Annotated in this window: 16 protein-coding genes; 2 read left to right on the top strand and 14 right to left on the bottom strand. The window is 65.6% G+C overall.

The genetic code is table 11. The features are described 5' to 3' along the window. Nucleotides 1-38: 38 nt before the first annotated feature. The 3 genes from selD to C6W92_RS07895 all read right to left on the bottom strand — a co-directional run bounded on the left by selD (nucleotide 39) and on the right by C6W92_RS07895 (nucleotide 4504). The gene (selD, locus tag C6W92_RS07885) at nucleotides 39-2195 is read right to left on the bottom strand and encodes a selenide, water dikinase SelD (protein WP_129432454.1); all 2157 of its coding nucleotides are present in this window, start codon (nucleotides 2193-2195) and stop codon (nucleotides 39-41) included. Between the two features lie 85 nt (nucleotides 2196-2280). Next, on the bottom strand, nucleotides 2281-4056 hold the full coding sequence (locus C6W92_RS07890) for an SLC13 family permease (protein WP_129432455.1): 1776 nt from the start codon (nucleotides 4054-4056) through the stop codon (nucleotides 2281-2283). A 178-nt stretch (nucleotides 4057-4234) separates the two neighbouring features. Then, nucleotides 4235-4504 (bottom strand): usg protein, encoded by a 270-nt coding sequence (locus C6W92_RS07895; RefSeq protein ID WP_104019347.1) that lies wholly within the window; start codon nucleotides 4502-4504, stop codon nucleotides 4235-4237. A 190-nt stretch (nucleotides 4505-4694) separates the two neighbouring features. Between C6W92_RS07895 and gyrA the strand changes: the two genes are divergently transcribed. Next, on the top strand, nucleotides 4695-7433 hold the full coding sequence (gene gyrA / locus C6W92_RS07900; RefSeq protein WP_129432456.1) for a DNA gyrase subunit A: 2739 nt from the start codon (nucleotides 4695-4697) through the stop codon (nucleotides 7431-7433). 131 nt (nucleotides 7434-7564) lie between these two features. Then, on the top strand, nucleotides 7565-8104 hold the full coding sequence (locus C6W92_RS07905) for a hypothetical protein (protein WP_129432457.1): 540 nt from the start codon (nucleotides 7565-7567) through the stop codon (nucleotides 8102-8104). A gap of 50 nt (nucleotides 8105-8154) precedes the next feature. Here the strand turns inward: C6W92_RS07905 and C6W92_RS07910 are convergent, their stop codons facing one another. The 11 genes from C6W92_RS07910 to C6W92_RS07955 all read right to left on the bottom strand — a co-directional run bounded on the left by C6W92_RS07910 (nucleotide 8155) and on the right by C6W92_RS07955 (nucleotide 19918). Further along, a complete protein-coding gene (locus tag C6W92_RS07910; RefSeq protein WP_241691102.1) occupies nucleotides 8155-9687 on the bottom strand; it encodes a nucleoside-diphosphate sugar epimerase/dehydratase in 1533 nt (510 codons plus the stop codon). A gap of 383 nt (nucleotides 9688-10070) precedes the next feature. Next, complete coding sequence (locus C6W92_RS07915; protein WP_129432459.1) at nucleotides 10071-11438, bottom strand: sigma-54 dependent transcriptional regulator; 1368 nt, start codon at nucleotides 11436-11438, stop codon at nucleotides 10071-10073. Further along, nucleotides 11435-11572, bottom strand: coding sequence for a hypothetical protein (locus tag C6W92_RS17640; RefSeq protein ID WP_164989191.1), 138 nt, complete (start codon nucleotides 11570-11572; stop codon nucleotides 11435-11437). Before C6W92_RS17640 ends, C6W92_RS07915 begins: the two co-directional genes overlap by 4 nt. 16 nt (nucleotides 11573-11588) lie before the next feature. Continuing rightward, nucleotides 11589-12875: a c-type cytochrome gene (locus C6W92_RS07920; protein WP_129432460.1), complete on the bottom strand. Its 1287-nt coding sequence runs from the start codon at nucleotides 12873-12875 to the stop codon at nucleotides 11589-11591. Between the two features lie 3 nt (nucleotides 12876-12878). Continuing rightward, entirely contained in the window at nucleotides 12879-14072 is a 1194-nt protein-coding gene (locus C6W92_RS07925) for a formate dehydrogenase subunit gamma (RefSeq protein ID WP_241691103.1), read from the bottom strand. Nucleotides 14073-14233: 161 nt separating this feature from the next. Then, nucleotides 14234-14827 carry a formate dehydrogenase FDH3 subunit beta gene (gene fdh3B / locus C6W92_RS07930; RefSeq protein ID WP_129432462.1) on the bottom strand — a complete coding sequence of 198 codons (594 nt, stop codon included), beginning with the start codon at nucleotides 14825-14827 and terminating at the stop codon, nucleotides 14234-14236. A gap of 12 nt (nucleotides 14828-14839) precedes the next feature. Further along, entirely contained in the window at nucleotides 14840-17737 is a 2898-nt protein-coding gene (locus tag C6W92_RS07935; protein ID WP_129432463.1) for a formate dehydrogenase subunit alpha, read from the bottom strand. A gap of 107 nt (nucleotides 17738-17844) precedes the next feature. Continuing rightward, the gene (locus tag C6W92_RS07940; RefSeq protein WP_129432464.1) at nucleotides 17845-18036 is read right to left on the bottom strand and encodes a ubiquinol-cytochrome c reductase iron-sulfur subunit N-terminal domain-containing protein; all 192 of its coding nucleotides are present in this window, start codon (nucleotides 18034-18036) and stop codon (nucleotides 17845-17847) included. Nucleotides 18037-18090: 54 nt separating this feature from the next. Next, nucleotides 18091-18720 (bottom strand): molecular chaperone TorD family protein, encoded by a 630-nt coding sequence (locus C6W92_RS07945; protein WP_206735514.1) that lies wholly within the window; start codon nucleotides 18718-18720, stop codon nucleotides 18091-18093. After that, entirely contained in the window at nucleotides 18717-19343 is a 627-nt protein-coding gene (locus C6W92_RS07950) for a DUF3306 domain-containing protein (protein WP_129432465.1), read from the bottom strand. Before C6W92_RS07950 ends, C6W92_RS07945 begins: the two co-directional genes overlap by 4 nt. Continuing rightward, nucleotides 19340-19918 carry a DUF3305 domain-containing protein gene (locus tag C6W92_RS07955; RefSeq protein WP_241691104.1) on the bottom strand — a complete coding sequence of 193 codons (579 nt, stop codon included), beginning with the start codon at nucleotides 19916-19918 and terminating at the stop codon, nucleotides 19340-19342. Before C6W92_RS07955 ends, C6W92_RS07950 begins: the two co-directional genes overlap by 4 nt. Nucleotides 19919-20033 lie beyond the last annotated feature (115 nt).

Genomic DNA, 20033 nt, shown 5'->3' on the forward strand with positions numbered 1-20033 from the left:
CCCGCGCGAAGCAAAGGCGTGCTTGCACGCCGCCAGCCTCACCCCGCCGCACCGCTACACCGAAGCGCGCCAGGCATCCCCTCTTCGATCCCGCCGATCAGCGCAGCGTCGTGCCCGGCGGCGCGCAGCCGCGCCACCAGTTCGTTGGCGTGCCCGGCCTCCACCGCGGCCAGCAGTCCCCCCGCCGTTTGCGGATCGTGCAGCAGCGCCTCTCGCGCCGTCTCGCCCAGCCCGGCCACGGGGGCCGCGCGCCGGTTGGCCGCCCAGATGGTCGAGCGCACCCCACGCGCGGCCAGCGCCTCGGCCCCCGGCAATATCGGCACCGCGTCCGCATCGATCCACGCTGCCACGCGCGACTCCAGGCAGATGTTGCGCAGGTGCCCTGCCAACCCGAAGCCCGTCACATCCGTCATCGCCCGCGCCCGCACGAGGATTGCCGCGGCATCGCCCTGCGGCACCGCCAGCCGCGCGAACAGCGCCACGATATCGCGGCCCTCCGCCTCTCCGCGCATCTCGGCGGCCAGCAGCGTGCCGGACCCGATCGGTCGCGTCAGGATCAGCGCGTCGCCAGGTCGCGCGCCCCCGAGCGTGATCGCCGCGCCCTCGACGATCCCGGTGAGCGAAAACCCGATGCTCGCCTCCGCCCCCATGCTCGAATGGCCGCCGACAATCTCAACCCCTGCGGGATTCAGCGCCGCGCGCGCGCCTGCCATGATATCGGCCATGCTGCGAGCCTGCAATGCCTCGCTCATCCGCGGCAGCGTCACCGACACAAGCGCCGCCTGCGGGCGCGCGCCCATCGCCCAGATATCTCCCAGCGCATGCAGCGCCGCAATCTGCGCCATCAGCCCGTGATCCTGGGTAAAGGCGCGCAGATGATCGGTACTCAGCACCTGACCCACGCCCCCGGTCTCAATTACCGCCGCATCGTCGCCCGGGCCCACGATCGCGTCACGCAGCACCGCTGGCGCCACCTTGGCCCCGCAGCCGCCGCACATCGGCTCATGGCCCTCTTCGTCCGACAATGCGCGGTCGCGCGGGGGCGGTTCTTTCCGCATCTCCGGCAACGGGTCGAACTTGCCCATGAAGGCGCGGTCGATCCGGTCCTTCCAGCGCCACAGAAGTCGCCCGGAAAAGGCGATCCCCAACTTCTCGGCCACCGCCCTTTGCTCGCCCAGCGACACCAGCTTGAGATAGTCGCGCTGCGGATGAAACGACCGCGTCGTCCCGCCGGAGAGCACCGCGCGCAGGTTGTCGCGCAGCACCGGCGCCGCGCGCACCGCAAAGACTCCGGCCTTGGGCCGCGGCGCGTTTGAGTGATGCGCACAATCGCCTACGGCGAAAAGCGCTTCCTCCCCCTCAACCCGCAGATCGGGAGCGACGCGCACGAACCCGCCCTCCGTCACCGGCAGGCCGGTTTCCGCCAGCCAATCATGCGCCCGCGCCCCTGCCGCCCCGACCGTCAGGCGTGCGGGCACGCTCTCGCCGCCGTCCAGCACCACGGCCCCGGCCTGCACTTCCGCCACCTGCGCGCCCGTGCACACCCTCACCCCCATATCCGCCAGCGCCCGCATCAGCCGCGGACGCAGCACCGGCCCCTCCGGCGTGATCACGCGTGCACGTTCGATCAGGGTCACCTCGGCGCGTCCCACCACCTGCCGCAGCCGGTGCGCCATGGCCAACGCCACCTCGACCCCCGCGATACCGCCGCCGATCACCGCCGCCTCGGGGGCCTGTCGCCCCGCCGCCACATCGGCCACGAACGCCTCCCAGCGCGCGGCAAAGGGACCGAGCGGCTTGACGGCCACGCCGTGTTCCGAAAATCCTGGCAGGGTCGGCATCCGCGCATGCACGCCCACATCGACCGAAGCCACGTCATAGCCGATCTCGCGCCCGTCCCCGAGCGTGATCCGCCGCGCCTCCGCGTCGATGCCGCACACTGCGCCCACGACCAGCCGCGCGCCCGCGAAGCGCGCCAGCCGCACGAGGTCGATCTCCAGGTCGCGCTGCCGGTAATGGCCGGCCACCATCCCCGGCAGCATCCCCGAATAGGGAGCCACGGGGTTCGGGTCGATCACAGTCAGCCGCGCTCCCGGCAGCGGATCCATCCCCCACATGCGCAGCACCAGTGCATGGGCGTGCCCGCCCCCCACGAGAACGAGGTCGCGGCTCAGCGGCACGGGTTGGGGCATCATCGCGACGTCTCTCCTGCTTGACGCCCGAGCCATAGGCCAGATTGCCGCCGTGCGAAAGCGGCAGCTTGGCGCAGGCGCGCCCCGTTCAAAACGGAAAGAAAAACGGGATCACGAGGATTGCCACCGCCGCGTAAAGCAGGTTGAGCGGCAGGCCCACGACGAGGAAATCGCGGAACTTGTAACCCCCCGCGCCATAAACGAAGGTGTTGGTCTGATAGCCGATCGGCGTGGCGAAACTCGCCGAGGCGGCGAACATCACCGTGATGATGAACGGGCGCGGGTCATAACCCAGCTCAAGCGCCAGTGCGATCGCGATGGGCCCCACGAGGATCGCCACCGCGTTGTTGGTCACCATCTCGGTCAGCAAGTTGGTCAACAAATAGACCGCCGCCAGCACCGCCAGCGGTCCCAAGCCCTGCATAAGCCCCACCATCGACTCGACGATGACTTTCGCCGCCCCCGTCTCCTGCAGCCCGAGGCTCATCCCCAGCATGCCAAAGATCAGGAACAGGATCGGCCAGTCGATCGCCTCGAACGCCTCGTCGGCCTCGACACAGCCGGTCATCATCACCACCACCGCCCCGATCACAGCCAGTCCGGCGATGGGCATCACGCCCAGCGCGGCGAGGATCATCACCGCCGCGATGGTGACGATGGCGATGGGGGCCTTCGAACGGCGCATCGCCTGATCGGCGGGCTCGGTAAGGTTGACGATGCCGCCATCCTCCATCAGCCGCCGCAGCCCCTCGGGCGGCCCCTCAAGCAGAACGGTATCGGCGAATTGCAGACGCACCTCCGGCAAGTCACGGCTTATGTTCTGCTCCTGCCGGTGCACGGCCATCAGGTAGACGCCGTACTTGCGCCGCAGCTTGAGATCCTTGATGGGCCGCCCGCGCAAATGCGAGTGGGGCCCGACGCTTGCCTCCATCGTCACAGTCCGCTCGGCAGTGACGGGCTCGAAGCCACTATCATCCATGCCGCGAAACTCGATCTCACCGTTCTCCTTCAGCCCGAGTATCTCGCCGGTATCGGTCTTGATCACCACCCGGTCACCGGATTCCAGCGTCAGGTCACGCAGGTGGCGGCGCATCGAAACCTCGCCACGCACCACGTCGAGAATGCGCGCTCCCGCCCGGTTGAATGGCAAATCCTCCAGCTTCTTGCCGATATAGCGCGACTCGTGTGGGATAAGCAGCCGGGCGAGGAACTTGCGCTTGCCCTCCTGTCCCAGCGCGCTCGCAAGCGACGACCGGTCCGGCAACAGGAACCTCCCGGCAAAGGCCATGTAAACCACCCCCACCGTGGCCAGTACCAGTCCCGGCAACGTCATCTCGAACATGGTGAGCGCCGGCTGACCCGCATCGCGCGCCACCCCGCTCATCAGGATGTTGGTAGAGGTGCCCACCAGCGTCAGCGTACCACCGAAGATCGCCGCGTAGCTCAGAGGAATGAGCAGCCGCGACGAGCTAACGCCCAGCGACGTGCCCACCGAGATCATTACCGGCGTCAGCAGGATCACCACCGGCGTGTTGTTCATGAATGCCGAGGCCATCATCGAGGCCGCCATCATCAGAAACAGCGCCCGCAGGTAGGATCCGCGCGCTTGCGCGCGCAGCCATCCGCCGATAATTTCAAGAACACCCGTGCGTTCCAGTGCCGCGGAGATGACGAACATCATCGCGATGGTGATCGGCGCCTCCGAGCCGAACACCTTCAGGAACGCCTCGGTCTCTATAATGCCAGTGGCCAACAGCACCGCAGACGCGCCCAGCGCCGTCACCGATGGCGGGAACACCTCCTTGAAGAAACACACGAAGACCCCGAGCAATAGCAGCAGAACGAATATCTGATCGGGGCTCATGGGCGGCACTTTCCTCATCGGGAATGCAGGCTGACCTCATCGGGAATGCAGGCTGACGCGCAGTAACAGCAGGACGCCCCCCGATTTCAACAGCTAATTGCGCAGCGCCGCCACCGCCGCAAGACCCTTGCCTTCATCTTCCCCAAATATTCCCGGGGGAAGTACCCCCACTCTTCGCTCAATGAAGCGTGAACTCGCCGGTCACGTTGCGCCACTCGCCCGGCGCGATCAGCTTGCGATGAGAAAAGCGCACCGAATGCAGCGGCCCCTCGATCTCGCGCTGCCAGAACTCGATGAAATCGAAAAGCTTCGGGTGATCGGGGGCAAGATCGTAATCCTGCCACAGGTAGCTGTTGAGCACGTTCCGATAATCCGGCATCCGGTAGAAGAATTCCGCCGTGGTCAGCCCGTAGCCCTTCAGCAACATTTCCGTCTCGGTCATCTCCATTTTCTGCTCCTGTCTTTGCCTGACCGGATCAGTTTGCCATGAAGGAATTACTTTTCAATAAAAACAGTGTGTTATCACTCTTGATCAGTGGCTGCCACGCGCCCCGCCCCTGCGCCATTGCACCCCATATCGTGGCTCTGATATAGACGGAGGGGCAAGATATAGCGCATGTCACAGGACGGTCAAAAACGTGAGCGATACGCCTCAACCCCCTGAAAACCCAGACGAAACGACGCCAACGGCCTCCGGTCCGCAGGTCTCGATCACCCACGAGATGAAGACCTCCTATCTCGATTACGCGATGAGCGTGATCGTGAGCCGCGCCATTCCCGATTTGCGTGACGGTCTAAAACCTGTGCACCGGCGCATCCTCTACGCCATGCACGAGGGCGGTAACACTCACGACAAACCCTATCGCAAGTCCGCCCGCGCGGTCGGCGACGTGATGGGTAAATACCACCCCCACGGCGATAGCGCGATCTATGACGCGCTGGTGCGCATGGCGCAGGACTTCTCGATGTCCCTGCCGCTCCTCGACGGACAGGGCAACTTCGGCTCCATGGACGGCGATAACGCCGCGGCCATGCGCTACACCGAGGTGCGCATGGACAAGCCCGCCGCTTTCCTTCTCGCCGATATCGAGAAGGAGACCGTCGATTTCCAGGATAATTACGACGGCAAGGACCGCGAGCCGACGGTTCTGCCCGCGCGTTTCCCGAACATGCTGGTCAATGGCGCGGGCGGCATCGCCGTCGGCATGGCCACCAACATTCCGCCGCACAACCTGGGCGAGGTGATCGACGCCACGCTGGCACTGATCGAGGATCCGGATCTGGGCAGCGAGGATCTCATTCAATACGTCCCCGGCCCCGATTTCCCGACCGGCGGGCTGATGCTGGGCCGCTCCGGCGCGCGAAAGGCCTATCTGGAAGGGCGCGGCAGCGTCATCATCCGCGCCAAGACCCGGGTGGAGGAACTGCGCAAGGACCGATACGCCATCGTCATCGACGAAATCCCCTACCAGGTGAACAAGGCCACGATGATCGAGCGGATCGCCGAAGCTGCCCGTGAAAAGCGGATCGAGGGCATCGCCCATGTCCAGGACGAGAGCGACCGCAACGGCGTCCGCGTGGTGGTCGAGTTGAAGCGCGACGCCACCCCCGACGTGGTGCTCAACCAGCTTTACCGCTTCACACCGATGCAGACCTCGTTCGGCTGCAACATGCTGGCATTGAACGGCGGCAGGCCCGAGCAACTGACCCTGCACCGCTTCCTGTCGCTGTTCGTCATGTTCCGCGAGGAGGTGGTCGCGCGGCGCACCGCACACGACTTGCGTAAGGCGCGTGAACGGGCGCATGTGCTCTGCGGTCTCGCCGTCGCCGTATCGAACGTGGACGAGGTGGTGGCCACGATCCGCGCCTCTGCCGACGCCGCCGAGGCAAGGCAAAAGCTGATGGAACGGCGCTGGCCGGCGGGCGACATCCTCGAATATATCGCCCTCATCGACGACCCCACCCACCGCGCCAACGAGGACGGCACCTACAACCTCAGCGAAACGCAGGCCCGCGCCATCCTCGACCTGCGCCTGCAACGCCTGACACAGCTTGGCGTGCGCGAGGTCACCGACGAGTTGCAGGAGCTTGCCGGCAAGATCAAGGACTACCTCGCCATCCTCGCCTCGCGCGAACGGATCATGCAGATCATCTCGGACGAGCTGCGCGAGGTGCGCGAACAATTCGCCGTGCCGCGCCGCACCGAGATCGTGGACTGGTCCGGCGACATGGAAGACGAGGACCTCATCGAGCGCGAGGACATGGTCGTGACCATCACCCAAGGCGGCTATGTAAAGCGCACTGCGCTGGCGGATTTCCGCGCGCAGAAACGCGGTGGCAAGGGTCTGTCGAGCATGGCAACCAAGGACGAGGACGTTGTCACCTCGCTCTTCGTCGCCAACACCCACACGCCGCTTCTGGTCTTCACCACCGACGGCATGGCCTACAAGCTCAAGACTTGGCGCCTGCCGCTAGGGTCGCGCACCTCGCGCGGAAAGGCGATCGTCAACATCCTGCCTATCCCCACAGGCGTCTCGATCGCCGCGATCATGCCGGTGGATCGCACCGAGGAGGAATGGGACGACCTTCAGATCGTGTTCGCTACCTCTGCGGGCGACGTGCGGCGCAATGCGCTCAGCGATTTCACCAACGTGAAACGCAACGGCAAGATCGCTATGGACCTGCCCGAGGGCGTCGAACTGGTCAACGCGCGCATCTGCACCCCCGATGACGACGTGATGCTGGTCACCGATTCGGGTCGCGCGATCCGGTTTCCCGTCACCGATGTGCGCGTCTTCAAGGGCCGCAAATCCACCGGCGTGCGTGGCATCCGCCTCGCTGACGGGGACCGCGTGGTGTCGATGTCCGTGATACGGCATTTCGAGGCCACAGCGGACGAGCGCGCCGCCTATCTCAAGATGCGCCGCGCCGCCGCAGGGGCTCCCGATGACGAGACGGGCGAGGACGAGGGCGATGCCGGGGCGGCGATCGACGCCACCCGCTTCGCTGAAATGCAAGCGGCCGAGAACCTGATCCTGACGATCACCGCACGTGGCACCGGCAAGCTGTCATCGAGCCACGACTACCCGGTACGCGGGCGCGGCGGCATGGGCGTGGCGGCCATCGACCGCGCCATGCGCGGCGGGCCTCTCGTCGCCTCCTTCCCGGTCAGCCCGGAGGATCAGATCATGCTCGCCACCTCCACCGGCCAATCCATCCGCGTGCCGGTCGAGGGCATATCCTTCCGGTCGCGCAGCGCGGGCGGCGTTCGGGTGTTCGACACCGGAAAGGGTGAGGAAGTGGTCTCGGTCGCGTGGATCGCCGACCGCGCCGAAGAGACCGATGAGGACGCGGATGCGGAGGACGCGCTCGGCTGAGGCCGGGCGCGCATTTTCCCTGAAACGGTCAGATTCCGGCCAGAATTCGCGGCAATTGTCACCACAGAGCTTTCGTTCTGGTTGCAAGTGACGTCCGGTTTCCCGCACACGGCAAGAAAGGCCCGACCGTCATGGACCAAGACCCCGCTCCCGGCGTCGATCAGATCGGCATCAACCTGCTGCGGATCGTCACCGGCACCTTCTTCATGGCGGTGGCTCTCGAGCTCGTCGATGGCTTCGACCCTGCGGTCCTGTTCCGGCCCATCCTCAGCCCTGCAATCAGCGGGGTGGCGGGCGCAACCACGCTTCTGGCGCTGGCGATCTGGTTCATGTTGGGTGCGGCCCTGCGGCTTGCCGCGCTGAGCCTTGCGCTCTTCGTGCTGGTCTCGAGCTTCACGACCAATTTCATCGTCGGCTCCGTCGAGGATTTGTCGGCCTTCTGGTATGATCTGACACTCTGCTGCGGCGTGCTGCTGAGCTATCTCACACTGGACGAGCGGCGTTTGCGCCGGGCCTCGGTGTTCTCGCACCACGCGCGAGTGCAGCGTATCGCGGCTCGGCGCCGCGTACGGCCACGCCGTGTAGCTCCGGACCCCGACACCAAGCCGGCCAAGCGCGATCGCCCCGTGCCCAGTGAAGAAATCAACATCTTCGCCGATATCCGGGGCTGAAACCGGAGTGGAATAGTGCTGCCTGGCTCGCTGCCATTCTGCTTATCCCGTCAGTCATTCACAGCCTCTCCCTCAGGGGCCTGTTCGATCCATTGCGCGAGTATGGTGCGCAAGAGAGCCACGTCGCGGGTCTCGATCGCCTCGGACAGCGACCGGAGCGCCTTGGCAAGCTCAATCTCCGAGAGGTGCCCCTCCTGCGCGCGCAGGATGCGTGGGTGCGGCGTGGTAAGCATATCCGAGCCGATGAGCAATTCCTCGTGCAACTTCTCGCCCGGGCGCAGCCCGGTCACGGCGATTTCGATATCGCCGTCAGGATTGGCCGCGTCGCGCAGGGTGAGCCCCGATGCCTCGATCATCCGCAGCGCGATGTCCCGCACGCGGATCGGTTCTCCCATGTCGAGCACGAACACATCGCCGCCGCGCGCAATGGTGCCCGCCAGCAACACCAGCCGCACCGCCTCGGGGATAGTCATGAAGTAGCGCGTGACATCCGGATGCGTGAGCGTGACAGGACCGCCCCGTGCGATCTGTTCTGAAAAAGTGGGAATCACCGATCCCGACGAGCCCAGCACGTTGCCAAAACGCACCATGGAAAATCGCGTGCGCGTGGCGCGGGTAGCGAGATCCTGCACGATCATCTCGGCGAACCGCTTGGAGGCGCCCATCACCGAGGTGGGGCGCACCGCCTTGTCCGTAGAAACGAGGATGAACCGCTCGACACCGGCATCAAGCGCGGCGCTGGCCACGGTTCGGGTGCCGATCACGTTGTTGCGCATCCCCTCAATGGCATTGGATTCCACCATCGGAACGTGCTTGTAGGCGGCAGCGTGGAGCACGACGTCGATCTTCTTGGCCTGCATCAGCACCGAGACGAGCGCCGGCTCGCAGACCGAGCCGAGGATGGGAACGATCTCGACCTCGGGGGCGAGGTCACGCAATTCGCGCTCGATCTGGAAAAGCGCGTGTTCTCCGTGGTCGAGCAAGATCAGCGTCTTCGGCGCGCAGGTCGCGATCTGGCGGCACAGTTCCGCGCCAATGGAGCCGCCCGCACCGGTCACGAGGACGCGTCGCCCAGCATAAGCGTCGGTGACGCCGGGCAACTCGTTTTCCAGCGCGTCACGACCCAGAAGGGTTGTCGGGTCGATGGGATGGCTCTCGTAGGGGGTTATCGCGCGGCCTGTTACCAGATCGGCGAAGGAGGGCAGCGCGTGCACCTCGCAGCCGGTAGCGGCAAGCCGGCGGGTGAGTCGCGTGCGCGCCGCCTCGCTCGCGCTGGGCATGGCGAGGATGATGCGCCCGATCCCGTGCCGCGCAACAAGCGCCTCGATCTCTTCGGGGCCATGCACACGCAGACCCGACACGATGATGCCCCGAAGCCGGGGCTCGTCATCGGCAAAGGCCACCGGGCGCAGCCGGTCATCACGCAACAGCGCGGCGGCAAGCTGCTGGCCGGTTTGCCCGGCCCCGTAGATCAGAACCGGCAGACGGCCTTCCGTGGTCACCGCCGAGGTATCGGGCCGGGACCGTCCAGAGGCGATCCGGGCCCGGATACGTCGCAGCACATTCAAAAGGCTCTCGGGCATGGCTGGGTCCGTCCTCGTGCGGCGGGGGATCGCTCGGCTCATGCCAAGGTAGGCCGACTGGTACTGTGACGGCAATGGTGTTCACCGCCCTGTGACGGATTGTGCGGGCTGGACGGGGCAATCTGCGGGAATGTCTTGCAGCAGTCGCACGGGATCGGACGAGATATGGAACTGATAAACCGCGTCATCGTGGCTCAAGGAGAAGCAACCTTGCCGCCAGCCATGAGATCATGAGATCGGCCGTGGCCTGCGCGCTCATCCTCCTGCGTGGCACCTGTTCGTGCAAAGCGGAGCGGCGCTTGAGCGAGACATATTGCGCCCAAACTGGGCCAAGGCATCGCTCTTTCAGGTGGTCGAAATCACGCGGGTGCGCGCCATCCCGCTCACACCCCCCACGCGGCGCATTTTCGATCCACCGTCTTGCGTGCAACGCCAAGCCGCCGCGCGGCCTCGGCCCGGTTGCCGCCGCAGGCGTCGAGAACGGCGAGGATGTGGCGCTGCTCGACCATCTCAAGCGTCTCGATGGCCTGCGCGCCGGTCACCCTGCCCTGCCCTTCGAACTCCGCCGGAAATTCCCCGAGGATCACCGACCGTTCAATCAGGTTGCGCAACTCGCGCACATTGCCGGGCCAGTCGTAGCGGGTGAGCTTCAGCAGCACCTGGTCGTTGAGCTCCAGCGCGGGCATCCCCAGCGCGGTGGCAAACTCGCTCATGAAGAGCGCGGCCAGCTCCGCTATGTCTTCTTTACGCTCGCGCAGGTTGGGCATTCCGACATTGACGATATTGATGCGGTGATACAGATCGTCACGGAACCGTCCCGCCGCCACCTCGACCGTCAGATCGGCATTGGTTGCGAACAGAAATCGCAGGTCTAGCGGCACCTCGCGCTCAGAGCCAATGGGCCGGATGCGCCGGTCCTCCAGCACCCGTAAGAGCGCCGCCTGCACTGCCATCGGAAGCTGCGCCACCTCGTCGAGAAGGAGTGTGCCGCCTTCGGCATGGAACAGCAGTCCATCCTTGTGCCGCGTACCATCTTCGATCACGCCGAACAGTTCCTCGGCGATGTGCCCCTCGGAGAAGGCAGCGCAATTAACCGCCACGAAGGGCTTGTCGGCGCGGTCAGAAAGGGCGTGGAGCGTGCGCGCGGCGATTTCCTTGCCAGTCCCGCTCGCCCCGGTAAACAGCACCGGCGTGGGCATCGGCCCGAGCCGCGCAAGCAGGTCCCGCACCTCGCGGATCGCTGGAGAATTACCCAACAGCCGCCCGCGCGCCGTGCCACCACCCCCCGACAGCTCGTGCCGCAGCAGGTAGTTGTCGCGCGCGAGATACTTGCGGTCCAACGCGCGCGCCACGGCGTTGAGTATCTGGTTGGCACGGAACGGCTTGAGTACGAAATCGGTAACGCCAGCGCGCAACGCCTTGATCGCCGTGTCGAGATCGGCATAGGCCGTCATCAGGATGGTCTCGGCAAAGAGCCCAACCCGGCGCTGTTCCTCCAGCCAGTCGAGCCCTGTCTTGTCGGGCATGACGTTATCGAGGATCACGAGGTCGAAATGCACCTGGTCGAGGATTTCCCCCGCCTCGGCGCAGGATCGCGCCAGCTCTACATGTCGGCAGCGGGGGCCGAGCGTCTTGGTCAGGAAGTTGCGCATCCCCGGCTCGTCATCGACGACGAGGATCGCGGCCCGCGCGAGGCTCTCGCCATAATCGTCGCGGGGGGTGTGCTTTCGGACGGCGGCACGGGTGCTCATTCGGGCGCTTCGCCCAACCTGACATTGTCGCCCGCGCGCGTCGCCTCGGCGGTATAGCCCAGTTCCGTGAGCACGGTCGGCGCGGCGGCGGCGATCACCCCGCAGGCCACAAAGGCGGCAAGCATCGCTTTCATCGGGTCGTCTCTCCTCTCACTTGGTGGCACGGCGCAGGTAGGTCACGAGGTCCTCACGGTCCTGCGCGGCGGTGATGCGCTGCATCGGCATCTTGCTCCCGGGGATATAGTGATCGGGGCCCAGGTCGAACAGCACGTCGATGGTCTCGTCCGTCCACACGATATCCGAATTGGCGAGCACAGGCGAGTAGGGATAGCCCGGCACGCTGCCCGCTTGCCGCCCGAATAGCCCGTGAAGGCTTGGCCCCGCCTTGCGCGAGGGCGGCGGGGTGAGCGCGTGGCAGATGGAGCATTTTCGCATGAACTGCCGCTCGCCATTCTCCATTTCCTCTGGCGGGCGCAGAAAGCTGTGCTCGGTCTCACCCGCCGGGTCAAACGTGTCGAGCATTGTCACCGGCCAGCCATAGGCCACATTGCTCAGCCCCCCAGCGTAGAGCATCTGTCCATCGCCCGAGAACGCCAGCGCCCAGACCGGGCCACGCGCCACCGCCTTGAAATCGCGGGCAATCGTCCAGGTCTCGGTGTCGATCACCATGATATAGCCCTGCCCGTCGCCGGCGGCGATCTGCCCGGTAGCAGCGTGGTGCTCGAGCGCCAGGATCGGCCGCCGGTCGAGGGTGAAATCGGCGATCACGTCGCCGGTCGCGGGGTTGATCACCCTGGTCACACCATCCACCGCACCATAGGCGATCCACGTCTCCCGCGGCCCAATCACCAGCTTGTTGATGCCGAACCCCTGATCGAGAAGGATGCGCGCGACCGGGTCAGCCTCGCGCCAATCCCAGACGCGCAGCGTGCCATCGGCGGAGGTGGAATAAAGCCGCGTTCCATCTGCGCCGAACGCCACATCTGTCACCGGCCCATCATGGCCGTCGAGAAACCGCGCCGCGCCTCCCGCCACCGGCCAGAGACCGATCGCCCCATCCCAGCTGGCCGAAGCGATCCACGTCATATCCGGCGAGACCGCCAGCCCGGCGATCTTTCCCTTGTGGCCCTTCAGACGACGACTCTTGCCTGTGTACCTGTCCCACGCGATGACATCGAAATCGTCGCCGCCCGAGACCAGCCCGACCTCGCCCAGTGGTGCCAACGCGATCACCGCCGCGTCGTGCCCTTCCAGCCAGTGGGGCTCTCGGCCCTGCCACAGTCCCACCGAGTTGTCGAAACTGGCCGACGCCACCGTACCACCGGGCAGGCTGGCCAGCCCCATGACCGGCCCGCCATGCCCTTTCAGCGTGGTAAACTCTTGCGCCACCGAGGGCGCCGCGGCCAAGAACCACAATCCGGCGATCAGCGTGCGCATGGCCTATTCTGCGGGATGCGTGGCCTTGTCGGGCGCAGGCGCGTGGCCTTTTTCCTGCAGTTCCTCGAGCCACAGCCCGTGGTGTTCGCGCGCCCATTGCTCCTCGACCTCGCCCGAGCCCATCGCGTCGAACGCGCCCTCCATGCCAACAGAACCGATATAGATATGCGCGAGGATGATGGCCGTCAGCGCGAAGGCCATGATCGTGTGCCAAAGCGTGGCGAACTGCATCTCCTCATGCGGCGCCAGCGTCTCGGGCAGCGCGCCATAGCCCACCGCCTGCGGCAGACCGGTATCGTTGAGGATCTGAAAGGTCTTGGCGAACATCGGCAACTCGAACGGAAAGAGCAGCGACAGCCCCGAGACCGAGATCGAAGCACCGAACACGATCACCGCCCAGAAGATCAGTTTCTGCCCGGCGTTGAACTTCTTCGCCGGCGGATGCACGCCCTTGGTGAAGATGCCGCCGCCCACAGCCAGCCATTTGAGGTCGGTGCGGTTGGGGATGTTGTGAAGCACCCACATGACGAACACCATCACAAGCCCCAGCATGAACGCCCAAGAGATGTTGTTGTGTACCCATTTCGAGCCGGCTGCGAGGGTCGAGAACGCCTCAAGCCCCAGCAGCGGAATGATGGCCATGCGACCAAAGAGCACCAGAAGCCCGGTGATTGCCAGCACCACGAAGGAGCCCGCCATCAGCCAGTGGCCGAACCGTTCAACCGCCTGAAAGCGCGTGACGGTGCGCCCGGTCTTCTCGCCATCGATACGGATGCGGCCGCGGATCAGATAGAACAGCACCAGCAGCGCCAGAGTGCCACCGAGAAGCCATGCGCCGTAGGTCGCCAGCGGCCCATTTCGGAATTGCAGCCACCACATGCCCGAATCCTGAATCAGCACGCGCGCTTCCGGTCCACCCGCGGACACTTTCACATCCTCGAGTCCATAGCGCAGCGCGCGCCACACCTCGGCATCCGAAGCCCCGCCCAGCGTCCCAAGCTGGCTGGCCATCCCGGCAGCACCTTCGGGGTTGCCGGTGGCGTTGCGGCGAAAGCTGCTGTCGACCTGCTCGCCGCGCTGGCGGGCGAGGATATCCTCGAGCGTCTGCGCGCCACCGGTCGCGGACCGATCGGGGGCGGATGTATCCGGCGTCTCCTGCGCCATCGCGGGCAGGGCGAGCAGGAAACACAAAGCCATGCTGAGTAGTGCGCGCATGATGTCCTCGATTGTTGTGCGGGAACCTGGTTTCCGTGGAGGAAACCGGATCGGAAACTTTTCAAGTTTCCGGTACCGACGGCCTGAGAGCCTTCCGGCACCGGTATCCGGCCGGGCGCGGCCCGGCCGGACAGGTTCTCGGGTCAGCCGCCCTTCTGCCCGTAGGCCGTGCCCCAGCCCCAGGCGCCCGAGCCAAAACCGCGCGCCACGACGCGTTCACGGTAGATCGCCGAGACCACGTCGCCATCGCCGGCCAGAAGCGCCTTGGTCGAGCACATCTCGGCGCAGATGGGCAGCTTGCCCTCGGCGATCCGGTTGCGTCCGTACTTCTGGAACTCGGCCTGGCTGTGGTTCTCTTCGGGGCCGCCGGCGCAGAAGGTGCATTTGTCCATCTTGCCGCGGGATCCGAAATTGCCCGCTTGCGGATACTGCGGCGCGCCAAAGGGGCACGCGTAGAAGCAGTACCCGCAGCCAATGCACAGGTCCTTGGAGTGGAGTACCACACCGTCCTCGTTCTGGTAGAAGCAATCCACCGGGCAGACGGCCATGCATGGCGCGTCGGAACAGTGCATGCACGCGACCGAGATCGAGCGTTCGCCCGGCGTGCCGTCGTTGATCGTCACCACCTTGCGGCGGTTGATCCCCCACGGCACCTCGTGCTCGTTCTTGCAGGCGGTGACGCAGGCGTTGCATTCGATGCAGCGTTCGGCATCACACAGAAACTTTGCTCTTGCCATGTCTCTATCTCCTTACGCTGGCATGATCTTGCAGAGAGTACACTTGGTCTCCTGCATCTGGGTCACGCTGTCATAGCCATAGGTCTGGGCGGTGTTGCTGGCCTCGCCCAGCACGTAGGGGTCTGCCCCGTCGGGATAGTTCTCCCGCAGGTCGCGCCCTTCGAAATGACCGCCGAAGTGGAAGGGCATGAAGGCCACCCCCGCGCCCACCCGTTCGGTCACCATCGCCATGACCTTGACCTTGGCACCCTCGGCACCCTCGACCCAGACCTGTTCGCCGTCGCGCAGCCCCAGATCGTTGGCGTCGCGCGGGTTGATCTCGACGAACATGTCCTGCTGAAGCTCGGCCAGCCACGGGTTCGACCGCGTCTCGTCGCCGCCACCCTCGTATTCGACCAGACGGCCGGATGTGAGGATCATAGGATATTCCTTCGAGAAGTCGTTCTTCTGGATCGAAGCATAGAGGGTTGGCAGCCGGTAGGCGTGCCGATCCTCGTAAGTGGGGTAATCCGCCACCAAGTCGCGCCGCGGCGTATAAAGCGGCTCGCGGTGCAGCGGCACCGGGTCGGGGAAGGTCCACACCACCGCGCGGGCTTTGGCATTGCCGAACGGCGCGCATTCATGGGCGATGGCCACCCGCTGGATCCCACCCGAAAGGTCGGTCTTCCAGTTGGTGTTGGGTCCCGCGACGGCGTCGATCGCCGCGCGTTCCTCGTCGGTCAGCTCACTATCCCAGCCCAGGTCCATGAGCATCTGCATGGTGAATTCCGGATATCCGTCCTGGATATCGGAGCCCACCGAGTAGACGCCCTCGGCCAAGAGGTTGTCGCCGTCCCGCTCGACACCGAAGCGCGCGCGGAAGGTTAGGCCGCCCTCACTGACCGGCTTGGACATGTCATAAAGCACATGGGTGCCGGGATGTTTCATCTCCGGCGTGCCCCAGCACGGCCAGGGTAGGCCGTAGGTCTCGCCATCGGCGGGCCCGCCGACCGCGCGCAACGAGGTACGGTCGAAGGTGTGCTGATTGGCCATGTGCAGCCGGAGCCGCTCGGGGCTCTGCCCGGTATAGCCGATCGTCCAGGTGCCGCGGTTGATTTCGCGCAGCGTGTCCTCGACATTCGGGGTCACGCCGTCATCCTCGATCTTGATGTTGCGGAAGAACCGGTCGTGGAAGCCGAACTTCTTGGCGAACAGCCCGATGATCTCGTGATCAGGCTTCGACTCGAAGAGCGGATCGACCACCTTCTCACGCCATTGCAGCGAGCGGTTGGACGCGGTGACCGAGCCATAGGTCTCGAACTGCGTCGCCGCGGGCAGCAGGTAGACCCCGTCGGTGCGGTCATGCATCACCGCCGACACGGTCGGATAGGGATCGACCACGACCAGCATGTCGAGCTGTTCCATCGCGGTCTTCATTTCCTTGCCGCGGGTCTGGCTGTTGGGCGCGTGGCCCCAGAGCACCATGGCGCGCACCTTGTTGGGGTTGTCCATGTTCTCGGGGTCTTCGAGCACGCCGTCGATCCAGCGACTCACCGGGATACCGGAGAGGTTCTGGAGCGATTGATCCTTGCCGTCCTTGGCCTTGATCGTGGCGAACCGCCCGGCAAGCCACTCGGGGTCTTCGCCCCAGACGCGCGCCCAATGGGCCCAGGCCCCGGCGCTCAGCCCGTAATAGGCCGGTAGAGTGTGGCTCAGCACGCCGAGGTCGGTCGCGCCCTGCACGTTGTCATGGCCGCGGAAGATATTGGTGCCGCCGCCCGCAACGCCCATGTTGCCGAGCGCCAGTTGCAGGATGCAGTAGGCACGGGTGTTGTTGTTGCCGTTGGTGTGCTGCGTGCCACCCATGCACCAGATCACGGTGCCGGGACGGCTGTTGGCCAGCGTCCGCGCCACGCGGCGAAGCTGCGACCCCGGTGCCCCGGTCACACGCTCGACCTCCTCGGGCGTCCACCCTTTCACCTCGTCGCGGATCTGGTCCATCCCCCAGACACGGGTGCGGATGAATTCCTTGTCCTCCCAGCCGTTCTCGAAGATGTGCCACAGGATGCCCCAGACCAGCGCCACGTCGGTGCCGGGACGGAAGCGCACGTATTCGTCGGCATGGGCCGCAGTGCGGGTGAAACGCGGGTCGCATACGATGAGCGGCGCGTTGTTCTCTTCCTTGGCCTTCAGCACGTGCAGCAGCGAGACGGGATGCGCCTCCGCCGGGTTGCCGCCAATGATGAAGATGGCCTTGGAATTGTGAATGTCGTTGTAGCTGTTGGTCATGGCGCCGTAGCCCCATGTGTTCGCAACGCCCGCGACGGTAGTCGAGTGACAGATGCGCGCCTGATGGTCCACGTTGTTGCTGCCCCAATAGGCCGCGAACTTGCGGAACAGGTAGGCCTGTTCGTTACTGTGCTTGGCCGAGCCCAGCCAGTAGACGCTGTCTGGCCCACTTTCCTCGCGGATCTGCATCATGCCATCGCCGATCTCGTTGATCGCCTGCTCCCAGCTGATGCGCTTCCACTCGCCGCCCTCTTTCTTCATCGGGTACTTGAGGCGGCGCTCGCCATGCGCGTGCTCGCGCACCGACGCGCCCTTGGCGCAATGCGCGCCGAGGTTGAAGGGGCTGTCCCAGCCGGGCTCCTGGCCCGTCCAGACGCCGTCCTGCACCTCGGCCACGACCGTGCACCCCACCGAGCAATGGGTGCAGACGGATTTCACCGTCTTCACCGCCTCTTTGGCGGCGCTCTGGGCGTTGGCGCGGGTAACGGTGCCACCCAAGGCCCCCACTGCGGCAAGGCCACCGATGGCCAGGCCGCTGCCGCGCAGGAACGCGCGGCGATCGACGGATTTGCCGCCGACCTCGGACAGGATACTGGTCCGCTGGGGGCGTCGCGCAACCCCGTTGGTCTTTTTCCTAAGCATGTTTCTCTCTCCTCCCTGGGCCTGGATTCAGGCTGGGTACTGCGGTTTCCACTGACGGTCGGGCGTCACGCAACCAGTCGTCAGCGGCGGTTTACGGCGTCCGGGGGTCAGAACCGGGCGCTGTCGTAATAAGCGCGGGTATGCGCCGTGTCCTGCATCCGGTCGGATGACAGGTCGGGCTCTGCGGCCTCGGCCTTGCTGCCGGTCACGGCCGTGGCCACGGCGACGGCCGGCGCGCCAGTGGCGGCAAGCCGGAGGAAATCGCGGCGGCTTGTGGCCTCCTCGGGTTTCCGTGTCATTCTAGGGTTCCTCCCCTCGTTGATGGCGGCACACGCCGCCGGTTGTTGCGTGGCTCACGCCCCGCTCATCCGAAAGCCCTCGGCCTCGATCTCCATGAACACCCGGCCGAGCGCGCCGACCGAGGCATAGAGAACAGAGGACTGGGCGCCCTCGAGATCCGTGAAAAAGTGCCCCGCCCAGGGGCTGATGTGACGTGCGAAGAACGTCCGTTGATCTTCGAGGCTGCCCGGCGCGCCAAAGCGACCCCGGATCAGCCCGGCCATCATCTCCATGAGCGAAGCGATATTATCCTCGGGCTCGTAGATGTTCTCGGCCCGCCGCATCCCGCGCGCAGCCATGTCACGGCGCAGACTGGCGAGCGGCTTCTCGTTGAGAAAGCCGGTGAGGTAATAGCTGGCGTAAGGCAGCAACTCGCCCCGCCCCAACCCGATGAAGAGCGCGTTGAATTCCGATTCCACCGCGCGCGGCGTGCTCACCTTCGCCACCCGCGCAAGCGCCGACACTGCCTGCCCCATCGCAGTGTCGTCGCCGCTCAGCGCAGCGGTCCGCTCCAGTAGCGCGGCATCGGCGGGGCGTGCCAGCAGCACGGCGAGGAAGTCGTAGAGATCAGCGCGCATGCGATCTTCTTCGGCGATCGCGGGCGCGGCTTCTGTGGTGTCCATAATGGCCTCTTGGTTGGTCATGCCTGCTCTCCGGCGTTGTCGGCATAGGCAAAGCGCATCCGCCGACGCGTCGACGGTTGCGATGCATCTTCCGCATCGGCATCGGCGGCCTCGGTCGGCACAGGCGCAGCCTGTTCACGGGCCTCCGCTTCCGGCGCGACCTCGGCCTCTGCCGCGGGCTCCGCCTCAGCCAGCGCCATCGGTTCGGGTGCCTCGCCCTCGGCCTCCGCGGCAGCCTCTGCCTGCCGGGCCATCTCCTGCACATGGGCGAGCATTCCCTTGCCCACCTGATAGGCAGTCTGCATTCCCTCGATCACGCAGGCGCTGTCGGTGAAATCCTCACCGTAATCCACCATCCCATCGAGATTGGCGAGCGCCGGGTTGCTCAGCCACAGCCGCCGAAGCGCCCGGCGGCGCAGGCGCTCGGGCACGGCCTTGGCCATGAAAGCCTGGAAATCGTCACCCGCCTCGAGCGTGTCGGGATCGGGCAGGCCCAGTTCCTCGCAAATCTCCGCGTCCGACTTGTCGGCCAGCGTGACCTCGCGCTCGGCTTCGGCCTGCTCGGAGGCGGCACGTTCCGCCGCCGCGTCCTCGGCGGCAACCCGCGCCTTGCGGCGCGACCAGAAATCTGCGGCCCCGGTCAATGCATCCTCTCCTTGCGGGCGCGCGACGGTGCGCGGTAGACATCCGTCGTCTGCGGGATACGCGCATCGCCGATCCCATCCTCCGATCCTGTCACCCGAACCCAATCGCGCTTGCGCTTCTTGAACGCCTCCTCGACGTGGTGCGCGGCGACGAAATCGCGGATCAGCGCGATCAACCCCTCGGGCATCGGCACCCGCTCCACCATCTCTTCGCCGGTGTCGCAGTAATCCTGCGCCTCGAAGGGCGAGGCAGTGACCAGCGTCACCTCGAAAGGCATCTGCCCGCCCTGAGCCGCCACCGGGCGCATAACGACGTAAACCGACGGAACCCGCGCGCGCAGCGCCTCAAGATAGGCATCGGTTTGCGTGTGGTGCAGATCGAGGGTCAGCGTGGCAGCGTGATACTCGACGACATCGCCGTCGCGGCGCAGTTCGCGCCATTCCGCGGGGCCCGCGCCGGGTAGCACAGCCACCGCACGCCAGTTCCACGGCACCCACCGCGTCACCCCCGGCGCACGCCGTACGACAACCCCGAGGGGCAGGAGCAATTGCTTGTCATGTGCGACGGCGGTCACGGCTGGCGATGTCCCCAATTGCTGGCCCTGCCAAGATTGGTGCAGTTTTTTGACCACGCAAAGCATTTTCTGTGCGCAACGGTCTACCGCGGCACGATCCCGGACATTTTGAACC

Origin of the sequence: Roseovarius sp. A46, assembly GCF_004126395.1 — a bacterium.
Classification (GTDB): Bacteria; Pseudomonadota; Alphaproteobacteria; order Rhodobacterales; family Rhodobacteraceae; genus Roseovarius; species Roseovarius nitratireducens.